This window comes from Streptomyces sp. cf386 (genome assembly GCF_900103585.1).
Lineage (GTDB): Bacteria > Actinomycetota > Actinomycetes > Streptomycetales > Streptomycetaceae > Streptomyces.
The window spans coordinates 12,028-25,422 of the sequence record NZ_FNHV01000004.1 but is presented as its reverse complement, the minus strand read 5'-3'; the positions used below and the strand labels follow the sequence as shown (position 1 = coordinate 25,422).

At 68.7% G+C, this 13,395-nt stretch carries 12 protein-coding genes and 2 pseudogenes; 6 read left to right on the top strand and 8 right to left on the bottom strand.

Going from position 1 to position 13,395, the window contains the following annotated elements:
- Window positions 1-39 precede the first annotated feature (39 nt).
- A pseudogene (locus tag BLU79_RS47380) lies at window positions 40-564 on the top strand (WD40 repeat domain-containing protein); the annotation flags it as partial.
- Between the two features lie 138 nt (window positions 565-702).
- Here the strand turns inward: BLU79_RS47380 and BLU79_RS11275 are convergent.
- Together BLU79_RS11275 and BLU79_RS48155 are read right to left on the bottom strand one after the other, a co-directional pair.
- The gene (locus BLU79_RS11275) at window positions 703-1,482 is read right to left on the bottom strand and encodes an NAD(P)-dependent oxidoreductase (RefSeq protein WP_093905559.1); all 780 of its coding nucleotides are present in this window, start codon (window positions 1,480-1,482) and stop codon (window positions 703-705) included.
- A gap of 179 nt (window positions 1,483-1,661) precedes the next feature.
- Window positions 1,662-2,129, bottom strand: coding sequence for a hypothetical protein (locus BLU79_RS48155; RefSeq protein WP_177000981.1), 468 nt, complete (start codon window positions 2,127-2,129; stop codon window positions 1,662-1,664).
- Between the two features lie 210 nt (window positions 2,130-2,339).
- Between BLU79_RS48155 and BLU79_RS11265 the strand changes: the two genes are divergently transcribed.
- The 4 genes from BLU79_RS11265 (at window position 2,340) to BLU79_RS48585 (ending at window position 8,807) form a co-directional block, all read left to right on the top strand.
- The gene (locus tag BLU79_RS11265; RefSeq protein ID WP_256333258.1) at window positions 2,340-3,206 is read left to right on the top strand and encodes a LysR family substrate-binding domain-containing protein; all 867 of its coding nucleotides are present in this window, start codon (window positions 2,340-2,342) and stop codon (window positions 3,204-3,206) included.
- 949 nt (window positions 3,207-4,155) lie between these two features.
- A complete protein-coding gene (locus BLU79_RS11255; protein WP_093905556.1) occupies window positions 4,156-6,891 on the top strand; it encodes an SCO5717 family growth-regulating ATPase in 2,736 nt (911 codons plus the stop codon).
- 13 nt (window positions 6,892-6,904) lie between these two features.
- Entirely contained in the window at window positions 6,905-8,092 is a 1,188-nt protein-coding gene (locus BLU79_RS11250) for a hypothetical protein (RefSeq protein ID WP_093905555.1), read from the top strand.
- A gap of 169 nt (window positions 8,093-8,261) precedes the next feature.
- Window positions 8,262-8,807, top strand: a complete 546-nt coding sequence (locus BLU79_RS48585; protein WP_218137768.1) for an SDR family NAD(P)-dependent oxidoreductase — start codon at window positions 8,262-8,264, stop codon at window positions 8,805-8,807.
- On the opposite strand, the gene BLU79_RS11240 is transcribed toward BLU79_RS48585, so the two are convergent.
- Window positions 8,713-9,009, bottom strand: coding sequence for a fumarylacetoacetate hydrolase family protein (locus BLU79_RS11240; RefSeq protein WP_371131843.1), 297 nt, complete (start codon window positions 9,007-9,009; stop codon window positions 8,713-8,715). The genes BLU79_RS48585 and BLU79_RS11240 overlap by 95 nt on opposite strands.
- Here BLU79_RS11240 and BLU79_RS11235 point away from each other — a divergent pair.
- Window positions 9,008-9,604 carry a TetR/AcrR family transcriptional regulator gene (locus tag BLU79_RS11235; RefSeq protein WP_256333257.1) on the top strand — a complete coding sequence of 199 codons (597 nt, stop codon included), beginning with the start codon at window positions 9,008-9,010 and terminating at the stop codon, window positions 9,602-9,604. The genes BLU79_RS11240 and BLU79_RS11235 overlap by 2 nt on opposite strands.
- A 118-nt stretch (window positions 9,605-9,722) precedes the next feature.
- Here BLU79_RS11235 and BLU79_RS11230 read toward each other — a convergent pair whose 3' ends face one another.
- From BLU79_RS11230 to BLU79_RS11215, 5 genes and pseudogenes are all read right to left on the bottom strand, one after another.
- Window positions 9,723-10,691, bottom strand: a complete 969-nt coding sequence (locus tag BLU79_RS11230; protein WP_093905553.1) for a glycoside hydrolase family 113 — start codon at window positions 10,689-10,691, stop codon at window positions 9,723-9,725.
- Complete coding sequence (locus tag BLU79_RS11225; RefSeq protein WP_143052484.1) at window positions 10,685-11,716, bottom strand: hypothetical protein; 1,032 nt, start codon at window positions 11,714-11,716, stop codon at window positions 10,685-10,687. The genes BLU79_RS11230 and BLU79_RS11225 overlap by 7 nt, the downstream gene beginning before the upstream one ends.
- Window positions 11,717-11,817: 101 nt before the next feature.
- Window positions 11,818-12,081: pseudogene (locus BLU79_RS49910) on the bottom strand (hypothetical protein); the annotation flags it as partial.
- A 55-nt stretch (window positions 12,082-12,136) separates the two neighbouring features.
- On the bottom strand, window positions 12,137-12,490 hold the full coding sequence (locus BLU79_RS11220; RefSeq protein ID WP_093905551.1) for a hypothetical protein: 354 nt from the start codon (window positions 12,488-12,490) through the stop codon (window positions 12,137-12,139).
- A gap of 574 nt (window positions 12,491-13,064) precedes the next feature.
- Window positions 13,065-13,358, bottom strand: coding sequence for a putative quinol monooxygenase (locus BLU79_RS11215; RefSeq protein ID WP_093905550.1), 294 nt, complete (start codon window positions 13,356-13,358; stop codon window positions 13,065-13,067).
- Window positions 13,359-13,395: the final 37 nt, after the last annotated feature.

Here is a 13,395-nt window from a genome sequence, read left to right as displayed (position 1 = left end):
CCTCTCCCATGGAGGAGCCCGTTCCGCACGGTCTGGGACATGACCCGAGGCCGTACGCAAACCACGCTGGACCTGACGACCCCCGGCTCCGACGCGGCGGTGGTCTCCATCGCGTCGGAGCCGGGCGGCCGCGGCCTCTACACGGCCCGCACCTCCCCCACTTCCCCTCGGGGAGCTGAGCAACGAGTGTGGGACACCGTGCACCACCACCGGACCGCCGTGCTCCCGGGCCTGGCCGGCAACCTCCTGGCCGTCCGTCCCTACGGCGGACTGCTCGTCGGTGACAACCACACCGCCCGCCTGCCCTCCGGCTCCGTCACCCGACGCGGTCTGGTCCAGGGCGACGAGATCGGCGCCCTGGCCTTCACCACCGACGGCTCCCGTCTGGCGGCGGGCGACCAGACCGGACGTGTCGCCCTGTGGGACGGAAGCCTCCGCCATCGCGCGGGTGTGCTACGCACCGTCTTCCCCGCCCCGCTGGGCGGCACCGCCGAGGCGGTCAACGCCCTCGCCATCAGCCCCGACGGCCGCACCCTGGCCGTCGGCGGCGACGCGGGAACACTCCAACTGTGGGACCAGGTTTACGCACGGGCCGGGGGGCCAGACCACGCTGCAACAGGTCTTCAACCAGGCCGGCGGCACCACGGCCGCGATCGACACCCAGGCCGAGAACGCGGCGACCTCGTACTCCTTCGCAGCGGGTCAGGCCACGGACCAGGCCTTCATCGACCAGATGGACAGCACCGGCTTCAAGGGAAGCCCCGCGGTTCCAGACGGCGGGGCTTCGCCAGGTACGCACGCGTACGTCTTCAGGATGGCGGTGATCCCGCAGGTGCCCGGCCGCGCGCAACGCCCCACGAACGCCCCTCGCAGACCGCGTGCCCCCTGCGGCTTCCACCCCTTCTCGGTCGTGACCAGCACCCGCTGCCCGGCGAGACCGCGGTCGTCGGCGATCTCTACAAGGGCGCGCGCGACGTTCACGAACGGAAGGGTGGGCAGACCGGGGACCTTGGCGACCCGGTCGAGGCGCTTGACCGTGGCGGCGGATGCGGCCGGAGCCTCCTGGAGGTTGACCGGGTGGACGATCGTCCAGTTCAGACCGCTCGCGGGAAGGCTCTCCTCCGAGAGCTCCTTGTCCTTGAAGATCGCGGCAACGACCGTCTTGTAGACAAGCCGCCCGAGGAACGACGCCTTCGCCGCCGTATCCCCGACACCGAACGCTGAGACGAGCACGAACCGCTCGACACCGGCGTCCTGCGCCGCGGCGGTGACGACCGGCAGGGTGCGCTGCATCAGGTCGATGGGCTTCTTCGCGCGCAGGGCGACCCCGATGGCCGAGATCACGGCGTCGCTGCCGGCGAAGGCCTTCGCCATCACGGCCCGGTCGTCGAGGGAGCCCCGCACGACGGTCAGCCCGGCCCAAGGCGAGGTCGACGCGATCGGCACCGACGTGCGGCACAGGTCCGTCGGCGACCGGGTCATGGGCGTCACCCTGGGCGCCTTCGCCCCCTACGCCCTGGTCGACCACCGGCATGTGATCACGGTGCCGGAGTCCCTGTCGTGGACCGACGCCGCGGCCCCGAGGTCATGGTGCAGCGCCACGAACTGCTGGCCATGTCCCAACTGCACCCGCTGCAACAGCCCTGGTACCAGCCGGAGACCTACCAGGACGTACGGCCGGACGCCTTCCTCCCCGTCGACGGTTCCCTGATCCTCGGCCCCGGCGTAGCCGTGATCGAGACCCCGGGCACGTGCTCGGCAACCAGACCATCGTCCTCAACACCTCCACCGGCATCTGGGCGAGCAGCGAGAACGTCACCGCCGCCGAGTGCCTGACCCCCGAGCACTCCCGCATGCCGGGCATCGCCCGCTGGGCCCGCACCTGGGGCCACGAGGTCGTCCTCAACGCCAACACTCGAGACGACCGCCGACCAGTACAACTCGCTGATCGTCGAGAAGACCCTGGTCGACCGCTCCCAGGCCGACCCCCGCTTCCTCCAGTTCTTCCCCTCCAGCGAACTGACCGCCTCCTGGGCGAACCCGGGGACGTCGCCCACCTTCACCCACAAGGCGATCCCACACTTGTGAGGGGGCTGGCCGAAAGCATGGGGGGTGCCGAGGACGTTCATGACTCGATCATTCGTGGCCGGGTAGGCGAGCCAGACGCGGATGCCGTCGCCGGGACAGGAGTTGATGTGAATGCGGGGCGCGACCGGCGGTCGCGTAACCGGGTTGGGGGGCGCGATTCCTTCGATCAACCACGAGCACTTCGGATGCCTGGACTGCGCGCGACGTTCGCACCCAGTGGCTCCAGCCTCGAACGGGGGAGAAGGGGAGGAGTGGGCGGAACTGTCCGCCGAAGCGGGAGGCAGCACGAACTGAGCCAGGGCTACGACGCCGACGCCGGGGTGCCCTCGATCGTGCCGCGCGAGGCGGTCCACCTCGTCGCTGTTCCTCAACCGGCCTTCTGTGCAAGCCCGTTGGCCAGTCCGCTACTGCGCTCGGCGGCCCAGGCGGTGGCCCAGACCCGTGCCGCCGCCGAACAGCACCGCGTCACCATCGGCTTCACCACCGGCCTCACCGTCACCCCGGCGGTACGCGAACTGCGCCGCCGCCACCCGGACGCCGACGTACACACCCGCTACCTCGCCTGGAACGAGCCCCAGCCGGCCTTGCTGGAACGCCGGGTGGACGCGGTGCTGGGCCGGCTGCCCTTCCCTCCCGACGGGTTGAGCGTGACGATCCTCTACGAGGAGCCCCGGGTGCTGCTGGTGCCCGTCGGCCACCGACTGGCCGACCGGAACCACGTCACGCTCGACGACATCGCCGAGGAACCCCTCCCCCGTTTCCCCGACGACCACTGGAACGCGTTCTGGTGCGTCGACCCCCGCCCCCACGGCAGGAGGGCGCCCACCGGCCCCGTCGTCACGGCCATGGAGGACAAGCTCGAACTCATCGCCACCGGCCAGGCCGTGTCCCTCGCCCCGGCAAGCGTCCTGGCCAAGGAGGTCCGACCCGACCTGACCACGGTCCCGCTGAAAGGCGCCGAACCCAGCCGGGTCGTCCTGGCCACCCGTGCCGACGACGACAGACCTCTGCTCAGGGCCCTGCGCGCCCACGCCACGGCCAACACGCGTCGTGGACTGTCCCGGAACACCCAACATCTCGGAACGGGCCAGGGCCTGTCATCCCGTCAGCGGATCTGACCGTCGCGCGCGAGACGAAGGCGTCGACAAAGCGTGCGGTGCCGCCCGAGTGTAGGCGTACCGGCCGGATCCGGTCTCGTGGAACTGTCCGTCATCGGAAAGGTGTCGACCTCGACAAGGCCCGAACAAGATCAGGTCAGAGCCTGTTCATCGGCTCACTGCCTCGCGTGGGGGCGCCCAGAGCGTCAACCGAGCGTCATGACCAACAACCCATCCCTCTTCTTCGGGCGGAACAGGCGGCGAGGTCGTCGGCGATCTCGCGCTGTACCGGGAGAACGTTCCGGCGTCGTCTGCCGGAATCGCTGGACGATCTGCACGGCCCGGCCCAAGGGGTCGTCGACCTGCCGCTGCACCTGGCCTGGTCCGGGATGACCTCATGCGACCTGGGCAAGCCTCGCGGGCGCATGGGCCTGGAGCAGCCCGCCACCTGATCGCCGACCGCCTCGACATCACCGGCAGACCCTCCGTGCCGTCATCAGCGACGGCGGCTTCCCGGCCTACTGGGCCTACCCACGCCCCGAGAGAACGCGAACGCCTCTATCCCTCGCCCGACCAGCACAACGCCGGACTCCAGCCCTGACCGACGATCTCACCGCGGAGGAGGAGCCGCACCCAACGAAAACCATCGGACCGGACCGCTTCTGAGTACCGTTGTCTTCGAGAGCCAGGTGAGCAAGAGGGGCTGATGGACGCGAAGTTGGAGAGTCTGGCGCCGCACGCCCTCCTGCAGTCGCCAACAGAAGGCAATCGGACGACAGTTTCGAGCCGAGGCGGTGGACCCGGCCGGGACTCGCGGCGCCGGCGATCGAGGAGCAGGACTGGCGGCTGAGCTAGCTGCTACGCCAAATGATGAGCGATCAGGAGTATCCGCCCCCGAACGCGCAGGCGGCCCTGTGGTGGCTCACCGTCTCGCTGCCGGAGTGGACGCGGACGCACGGGGAGGAAAGGTATGGCTGAGGACGCGGACGCAGCGGCCGGGGGCGCGGGGCCTACGGGCCCGCTCCTGCGGGAGTACTCGCCGACGGGCGGTGTGCCACCGGTGAGTGCCCAGAGAACGTCGGTGGTGTTCTACCGGAACGGCGGCTACAGCGTGGTCACCGCCTTCGGTGTCCGGCACGTCGACAAGCCGATGCTGGCCCGGCCCGTCACCGTCTGCGAGATCGCGGTCGGCACCTTCGTGACGCCCCTACGCATCGAGCTTCCGGCCGCCGGCAGCACCGCCTTCTTCAAGGCCGAGGTGGACATCCAGTGGAAGGTGGACGATCCCCATCTGGTCGCCGTCCAGGCGGTAACGGATGTCGCCAAGCGGCTCACCTCCCCGATCCTGGAACGGCTGGGCGAGGTCACGCGCTCGTACCTGGTGACCGATGCCGAACAGGCCAACCGCGTCATCACCCGGGAGTGCATCGGCGGTCGCTGGAGCGATCTGGGGGCCGAACTCGGGCTGCGTGTACGGCTGTACGTCCGCCTGGGAGCGGACAACCACGCCATCGAGCACGCGAAGAACCTGCGGGGCGTCGAGACCGCCGTGACCCGGGAGCGGCAAGAAGTGTTCCGGCGCATGCTGCACGGCGAGGAGCTGGAGCAGCTCAGCTTCATGCTGGCGGCCGACCCTGCCGGGGCCAAGGACTTCCTGGAGAAGATCCGCCAGGAGGGCCGACAGGACGAGAAGGACCGGGTCGCCCAGCTCTTCGCCATGGCCGTCCGCGGCGAACTCGCCACCGTCGACATGGAGGCGCAGGTCCTCAACCTCCTCAACCCGGACCGGCGCCACCCCATCCAAGGCACCGTCGGATCAGCACCGGCCCCCCAGGAGCGGCCGCGTCGACGCAGACGTGCCGAGGACGACGGATGGTCCTGGGCGGAAGAAGCTGACGAGGCCGACGAGCCGTCCACCCGCCCGAGAAAAAACAAGTCTCGCACCCCTGCCATCCCTTCCAGAGACCGGGATAACCAGCCGTCGGCATGGGCCGTTCCTGCCGAGGACGACCACCGCGATGCTGAGAGCGCCGTTGAACTCACAGGCGAGCTCGACGTCAACCACACACCACCGGCCTGGTACACACAAAACTCCAGTGAGGATCCGTCGAAAGAAGTGAGCGGCAGATCGCCCGAGCCTCCCCCAGACGACGCGGCCGTGCGCTCAGGCCCCTCGGCATTCGAGCGCGTCGTCACGCCGCCGCCCCGTCCCCCTATGACGGACATGACAGCCACCGGTGATTGGGCAGAACCGCACCAGTTGGTCGCGGAACTGGCCGAGCAAACGTCTCCTGGGCGGGAAGTGCCCCTGCACGTACAGATCGTCCGAGGTACCGGGCGGGGTGGACGAGCTGTGCAACCGCTTCGCCCGTTATTCCTCCCTCCCGACGGTGCCCGAGTCCTGATCACCATCCATGCTCCCGGTCTGGTGGTCATCGATGAACTACAGCAGGAGTTGGACGTCATGCCCGGCCGGGACTCAGACGTGCTGCTGTTCCGACTGAAGGCTCCGATGCCGGGGCTGCACAGGGTGACCGTGCGAGCCTTCCGGGGCGGCACCTTCCTCGGTGAGGTGACCTGTCAGCTGTCGGTCGGGCACGGCGGTGTCACCAGGGACGGTCCTCAGCGCCATGTGCCGCTGCCTTCCATGGCCTTCGATCCGGGGGAGGTCACTCTCCAGGTGCTGAAGGACGAGGCAGCCGGCACGCTCAGCTTCCAACTGATCGGCGAGACCTTCCACCCACCGGAGATCATTCACTTCGCCGGCGACTCCCGTAAGGCCAGCGAGCAGATCTACGCCGAGCTGCGGAGAGCCGCAAGGGCCGCTGCGGACAACAACGGCGGCGACAGGGATGCGCGGCGGCTGCGAGACCGCCTGCGCAGTCACGGCGTACAGCTCTGGACGTCTGCGGTTCCCCAGGCAGTCCAGAGCCAGTTCTGGGATGAGGCCGACCACGTGACGGCCTTCACGGTCCTGGGGGAACACGACATGGTCCCCTGGGAGCTGCTGTATCCGTTGAACGAGGGGCGGGACGACAGAGGTTTCCTGGCCGAGTGGCTTCCGGTGGTGCGCCGGGTGTTCGGGCAGGACAGAGTCCGCAGCCTGCGCCTGCCGGGCGTGGCGTTCGTCGTTCCGCCGGGCTCCCCTGCCGACGCGAGCGAGGAAGTGACTTCCCTGCGGGCCCGGCTGGGCGAGGAGGTAGCCGACGGCGGTGTGCTGACCGAGCGGGCGGCGCTGACCGCACTGATCGAGGGCGGACATGCGGGCCTGCTCCACTTCGCTTGCCACAACGCTTTCACGGGAGCCGGCTCGTGCGTGACGATGGCCGACGGCCCCTTCGATCCCATCGACCTGGCGTCGGCGGCACAACTGCGCACCCTGCGCCCTCATCGCCCACTCGTGTTCTTCAACGCCTGCCGTAGTGCTGGGGAGATCGACTGGTTCGGCGAGAGCCTGGGGTGGGCACCTCAGTTCCTCAATGCGGGGGCAGGCGCCTTCGTTGGCACTCTCTGGCCCGTACGGTCGCGGTCAGCTCTGCAGTTCGCGGAAGCCTTCTACGACCAGTTGATCAGCCGGCGCCAGCCACTCGGCCAGGCTTCTCTCGCGGCCCGGCAGACGATCCGTGACCTTCACGGCGGCGATCCGACGTGGTTGGCCTACGCCGTGTACGGCAGTCCTGCTGCGACAGCACACACCACTGCATAGAGGGAGTCACTACGTGAAGGATCCGGTCTTCGTCATCCATGGCGTCGCCAACCGCGATCGAGACGAGTTCGCCACGGCAGTGTCGGCACTCGCCACCGCGTCCGGCGTCGACATGGTTCCGGTCCACTGGGGTGACCTGGGCGCGCAGGACCAGTTCATCGACGCCGCGCTTCCTGCCTACCGGACCGGTCCGGAGATATTGCGCGACAGCGAGGCACCGGAGCACGTCGTGGGCGCCCCCCTCTCCACTCCGGTGTTCACCGAAGCCGTCGACCAAAACCAGCAGCTTTCGCAGGTCGAGGCCAGCCTACGGACACATCTCGTCGAATGGGATGACGGAGAGGACGACGGGCTGCGGGACCGCAGCCGTCATCGTCTCGATCCGGATCAGATCCTCGAGTACGTGGCGGAGCTGTGGCCCGACACTGAGTGGCTCTCTCGTACCAGCGACGCTCAGCTGCTGGGCGAGACCGGGCGCGCTCTGGCACATGCGCTCCTGGATGAGGCTGACTCCGACTCGGAGGACTCGTACTACGGGTTGCGTGGTCAAGGAGCCGACGGTGACAGCCGTCTCCGTTCCCTGGTGCGCCGTCGGTTGAAGGATCTGGACCGTGTCGCCGGCGCAGCCGTTCAGGCAGTGGGCGCGCGGCTGAACCATGCCGTACGGAGCCGGTTCGGGCCCGGCACCACGCGTTTCCTCGGTGACGTGCTCGTCTACCAACGCCACCAGGCTGCCGTCCACGCCCGCGTACGCGAGGTCATCGACGACGTACACCCCGATCTCGGGCGCAGCCCTGACCGTCCGGTGCGTGTCGCAGCCCACAGCCTGGGCGGTGTCATCGCCGTCGATATGGCCACTGCCACTGTGCCTCTGTGGACCGAGTCCCTTGTCACGTTCGGTTCCCAGGCAGCCTTTTTCCATGTGTGCGATCCCCGAGGAGGGCAACTCTCTCCCTACGCCGGACACACGCCTGTACACCTGCCGGCTTCCCTGAACCGCTGGACCAATCTCTGGGAGCCGCTGGACGTTCTGGCTTTCGCCGCTTCCAAGGTGTTCCGTCTGCACGACGGCACCGCTCCCGTGGACCTCCCCGTCGGCCACCAGGCCAGCACCGGTATGTGGACCCACTCGGTCTACTGGGACCTTCCCTACGTCGCCTCCGTCATTGGCGACGTCATGCGCCAGGATCAGCCGTTTTAGGACCACTGAGCCAGAGAGGTGCCGCTGGCTCATTGTTCGAGGAGTTGGATCCCGGGAAGTGGCTGCCCGGGCGCGGGTGTAGGAACTTGAGTCGCAGATCACGGAGTTGACGGCGCGGCTGGAGGCCGAGCGGGAGACGTGGTCGCGGCTGCGGGTGACACGGGAGACGATGGCCGAGCGGCCGACGCCGACCACCACCGCAGTCGTGACCGGCGTCTCGTCGGGCATCGGTGCCGACATCGCACGCGAGTTGGCCCGGCGCGGGCACGACGTCACGCTGGTGGCCCGGCGCGAGGACCGGCTGCGCGATCTCGCCGAAGAACTGTCCGGCACCGTCCGGGTCGAGGTCATCGCCTGCGACGTGGCCGATGCCGGGCAGCGGGCGCAGCTGTTCGACACGGTCGCCGCGGCTTCCTCCCGCAGCCGGGTCAGGCCGGATACGCCGGGACGAAGGCGTTCGTGCAGATCTACAGCGAGGGCGTGCGCGCGGAGCTGGGCGGCTGACACCCCGACGCGTACTGCTGCGCACGCTGGTCAAGCAGAACCCCGGGCTGAAGCGGGACCGCCGCACACGCGGATGACCGGCACACTCCGTTCCACGGTGTACGCGTGGACGGCCGTCAGGACCGTCTGCTGGTCGGCCACGATCCCGGCGACCTGCTCCGACTTGAGCAGGTCGTCCATGGCGGCACGGCTGTCGAGACGTCGTTGGTGACGACCAGGCCGGCGATGTGGTCCTTCCAGTTGGCGGCGATCACGGTGGCGCCGACTTCCAGGGGGCGTCCGACGACCAGGCCGAGCTCGTTCTCGTAGTCGAGGAACCGGACGTGGGCGGGCTTCACGATCTCGTCGTACGGGCCGGTGATGGAGCCCGAGGTCTTGCGGAAGAAGGTCAGCGGGACGGTCGCCGGGTCCATGCCCGTCCGGGGTGTTCTCCGGGCCGGGCGCCCTGCGGGGCGGACCGACGTCGCGGTCCTGGAGATCACCGAGCTCGCCGATGTCGGGGTCGGCACCTTCTACAACCACTTCGAGACCAAAGAGGACCTGTTCCGTCTCGCGGTAGAGGACGCGCTGGAGTGGTTCGGCGGGTTCGTGGACCGGCTTACCGCGGACATCGAGGACCCGGCGGTCGCGTTCGCGCAGAGCTTCCGGATGACGGGCCGGCTGCACCGCCGCTACCCACAGCTCAGCCGGGTTCTGCTCAACCACGGCCTTGAAGTCGCCCACTCCGATCGCGGCCTGGCGCCGCGCGCGCTGCGCGACATCCGCACCGCGGCGGCGGCAGGGCGATTCGAGGTCGAGGATCTGGACCTGGCCCTCGCGATGACGGTCAGCGCCCAACTGGCCCTCGGATCGCTGCTGCACGCGCAGCCCGAACGAGACGACGCGTCGTCCGCGGACCTGGTCGTCCGCGGACTACTGCGGCGCTTCGGTCTACCCGCCGACGAGGCCGCGCGGATCTGCTCACTGAACCTGCCCGACCTCGATCTGGTCGACGGCGCCGTCATGTGAGCGTCCTCGGCCGGTCTGCGAGACGCAGGGCGTCGGCGAAGCCCTTGTCCCGTTGGAGCAGTGTTTGCGTGGCTCGTTCGGGGTTCGGTGTTGGATGCTGGCCGCTCCGCTCACTCGGTCATTCCTCCACGGCTGTGTCGCCGTAGCGCCGCGCGACCTCGTGGAACGCCTCCTTGGGTCTGCACGCGCCGTCGCCGGTCACTGCCACGATCCCGAAGCCGGCCTTGTCGAGGTCGAGACGCGGATCTTCGTGACGCGGGAAGTCGGGCATGGCGAAGGTGAACACGAAGCAGCCGTGCACGCCCTCGGCGTCGTACTGGTCGATGAGTTCACCGAGGTAGCGGGCCTGGACGGCCTCGTCACGGGAGTGGTCGCCGCGGATACGCGGCGGTACGGCGAACCAGTTCACGATCCAGAAGGACCCGGCTCCCCGCTGGTCGGCTCCCGTGAAGGCACCGCACCCGAACTCGGTGATGACGACGGGCTTGTCGTGGTCGCGAACCAGGGCACGCAGGCGGTCTGCGTAGGTGGTGCGGTTGCGGCCGGAACGGTAGAAGCTGACGCCGACCACGTCGAACAGCGACCAGTCGACGTGTTCCCACCCGGCTGCGGAGTAGGTGACCGGCCCGCCGAAGCGGCGCCGCGCGGTGGTCACGGCGGTGGTGAGCAGCCTGTGGAGCCGCCGGTCGATTCTGCGCCGCAGCAGGCGGTGGAAACGCACGATGAGCTTCAGGCGCAGGAACGACCGGGGTCCGGGGACGATGCCGGGCACGGTGTGGGAGAACTCGCTGCCGACCAGGAGCGTCACCCGGTCCGGGTGTTCCCGGCGGAGTTCTTCGGCCGCCTCGGCGACGGCGTCCAGGTGCTCCAGCAGCTTCGGCTGAGGCAGCTCGGGAACGCTGGGCCGGATGTAGACGCCGAGACCGGTCTCGAGGGCGGTGCGGGCGGCATCGGTCAACCGCTTCCCGTCCCCGATGAGCATCACCGTGGTGCAGTGCAGATCCCGGGCGATGACCTCCATGTCCCGCCGCACGTCATCGGTGCTCGCCTCGCCGACCAGGTAGGAGATGCCGCGGACGGTCAGCATGCGCTCGGCTCCTGTCGACGCAGTCGGTGGGCGGCGATGAGGAGAAGGACGGAGACACCACCGAGCATCGCGGCATTGACCGCGTACTTCACCGTGAAATCCACGTTGTCGCCGAGCGGTTCGACCAGGAAGGACAGCCCGGCGCGGACGACGAGGGCACTGCCCGCGGCGGCCAGTACGTGCCGGCGGTCCCAGCCCTGGCGGCGCGACCAGCGCAGCAGCAGCCAGCCGAGTACGACCATGACGACCACATTCACCGTCACCCCCGCCCAGGTCGCCGGCAGCAGCTGACTGGCACACCAGGCAACCCCTGTGACACCGCCGACCAGCCACCACGACGGCGCCGTCGCAGACGACCGGGTCCTCGCAGGCCGGACGGTGAACGCGGCGGCGATCAGGGCGATGGCGACCACTACGGCGCCGATCAGCTGCGCCGGGCCGGCGGTGGAGTCCGCTGCTGCCGTGTCGTTGTGGACCAGCGCGGCGCTCAGCGCCCACAGCAGCACCATGACGCCGACTCCGACCGGGCCCAGCCACCGCCGGTTCGCGATGCGCGGGGCACAGGATTCGACCACCGCGATCGGAGCGGCGAAACTCCAGATCACATGCCCCCCGACATAGTTCAGCAAGCGCGCCGCATCGACCCCCAGGCCCGGGATGAGGGTGACCAGCGCCTGGGTGGCCCAGTCGGGGCCATCGGCATCGACCACATTGTCGAACAGGGTCTGGTCGATCAAGCCGGCCTGGATCACCCCGAAGGCCGCGCTCAACAAGAGGATCGTCGGCCAGCCGCGACCTGTGCGCCGAGTGATCTCGCGGATGAGCACTGCGACGGTTCCGTAGAGCGGCGCGAGGATGAGCAGGCCCGCCAGCAGCTCCAGTGGCCGACCCGTGCTTTCGCCGTAGCCGATGAGGTACTCCGCGCTGATCGGGGACAGCACCAGCAGGCCGGCCACGGCCGCCCAGCGGTGCCGAAACCGGGGCAGGGACCGGGGCAGCCAGGCCGGAGCGCAAATTACGGGCATGAGGATCCTTTGGGGGCCGGGTCGTCATCGGTCCGCTCGACGCTAGAGCGACCGTCGGCGGTCAGGCATCCCTCTTCCGTCCAGGAGCGCATGACTTCCGTCTAGAAGTGCGTGGCCCTCCGTCCATGCGCGGCCTGACGTCGGTTCATTCCTGACCCCATGCCGATCTCACGCGGGCGCGAGCGCCTGCCTTGCGGCGTGTTCTTCTCGTCCACGGCCTCGACCAGTTTGTAGACCAGTTTGGTGTCGAAGTCGCCGTTCCCGTGGACGGTCCGGAGTTTGAGAACGGCTTCGGCACCGTCGAGGCGCCACCGGGCGCCGGAGATGTCGAGTCGGTCGGCGATCAGATACCGGCACGCGCCTTGCCAGTTCCGGCTGGGTCGCGAAAACAGTTGACCCGAGCGGAGTTCGGTCTGTCGCTCAGTAGCCGGGCGGCATCCGGTCCTGCGGCCCGTCAGCCACCTCTGCCGCGCCGTCGTCCATCTGCGCCCGCTTGGCCACGGCCGGGTCGGTCGAGTCCGAAACCAGCTCCGCGATGCGCAGGGTGCACTCCCACACCGTCAGCTTGCCTTTGATCACCACCAGGTATGACTCCTGGTCGGCGAAGCGGTACACGTGGCGCCGCTTCTCGACGATATTTTTGCTCGGTACGTACGTGTGGAGGGCAGCACGGAGTGCCTTCAGTGCCTGGTCCTTCGTTTCCAGCCCACGGCAGATGAATTCGGTCCTGTACACGTTGCTGTAGTACTCCGCGATCACGACCCAGCTGCCCATGCCCACCCCCTCGGCGCCGCTGCCAGTCAGCCACAGCTCAGCCTCCGGAGCAAGAGTGACGCAGACCATGGAACGAGCGGCTGACCACCGCCGGACGGGACGAGCCGAAGTCGAGACCGCAGCGGCTTCCCAAATGGAGAGCTGAGCGTGCCGGACCGATCGGTCTCGTCCCAGTCGGCGGCTGCCAGCTCACCCATGTGATCCATGTCGTTCCGTGCGCGTCCTGTGGCCCGCCCCACGCGTTGAACGCGTCCCGCAGTCCGTTTGAGGCGTCCTCCGGCAGACCGCGGTCCTCGGTCAGCGGCCGGAACCCGAGGCTCGTCGCCTGGATGTCGATGCAGAACCTGACCGGCACCCCCTGGGCGGCCCAACCATACGGAGGGCTCGACCATCCCGTGCCTGGAACGTAAGGCCGACTATCTCTGAGCAGAATGGTCAACCGACCTTGAACACAGGCCGCTCGGTTGTGACGGAATGCGCGGAGCGGGGTCGGCGGGTCGTACGGCCACCTGGGGTTCGTCGGCGCCCGACGTCAGTCATCGGATCGGGCGAGGTCAGGTCAGGTCAGGTCAGGTCAGGTCACCGGATCGAGGAAGGTCAGCACCGAGGCGTCTTCCTCGATCAGCGGGACGAGCGCCGCGTTGAACGGACCGCCGTACGGTGCCTTCAAGTGCGCTTGGAAGGCGTCCTCGTCGCGGTACACCTCGAAGATCCAGAAGCCGCGTGGGGTGGCCGACCTGGTGTAGACGTCGAAGGCGATGTTGCCTTCTTCCTCGCGCACCTTCTTGGCGTACTCCAGGATCAGGCGGGCTACCTCGTCCTGCGCTCCCTCGCGGGCGGTGAACTCGGCGAACAGGGTCTTGTTCACGGTGTGGTGTCCTCTGTGGTCGAAGTCGGTCGGGGAC

Excerpts from the sequence above, each read along its gene's own strand:
- BLU79_RS11230 (WP_093905553.1), bottom strand. The coding sequence starts at position 10,691 with ATGCTGACCGTCCGCGGCATCTCCTACCTGGTCGGCGAGGCGAGCACC.
- BLU79_RS11225 (WP_143052484.1), bottom strand. The coding sequence starts at position 11,716 with ATGCCCGTAATTTGCGCTCCGGCCTGGCTGCCCCGGTCCCTGCCCCGG.
- BLU79_RS11255 (WP_093905556.1), top strand. The coding sequence starts at position 4,156 with ATGGCTGAGGACGCGGACGCAGCGGCCGGGGGCGCGGGGCCTACGGGC.
- BLU79_RS11275 (WP_093905559.1), bottom strand. The coding sequence starts at position 1,482 with ATGACCCGGTCGCCGACGGACCTGTGCCGCACGTCGGTGCCGATCGCG.
- BLU79_RS11220 (WP_093905551.1), bottom strand. The coding sequence starts at position 12,490 with ATGGGCAGCTGGGTCGTGATCGCGGAGTACTACAGCAACGTGTACAGG.
- BLU79_RS48155 (WP_177000981.1), bottom strand. The coding sequence starts at position 2,129 with ATGAACGTCCTCGGCACCCCCCATGCTTTCGGCCAGCCCCCTCACAAG.
- BLU79_RS11240 (WP_371131843.1), bottom strand. The coding sequence starts at position 9,009 with ATGGACCCGGCGACCGTCCCGCTGACCTTCTTCCGCAAGACCTCGGGC.
- BLU79_RS48585 (WP_218137768.1), top strand. The coding sequence starts at position 8,262 with ATGGCCGAGCGGCCGACGCCGACCACCACCGCAGTCGTGACCGGCGTC.
- BLU79_RS11235 (WP_256333257.1), top strand. The coding sequence starts at position 9,008 with ATGCCCGTCCGGGGTGTTCTCCGGGCCGGGCGCCCTGCGGGGCGGACC.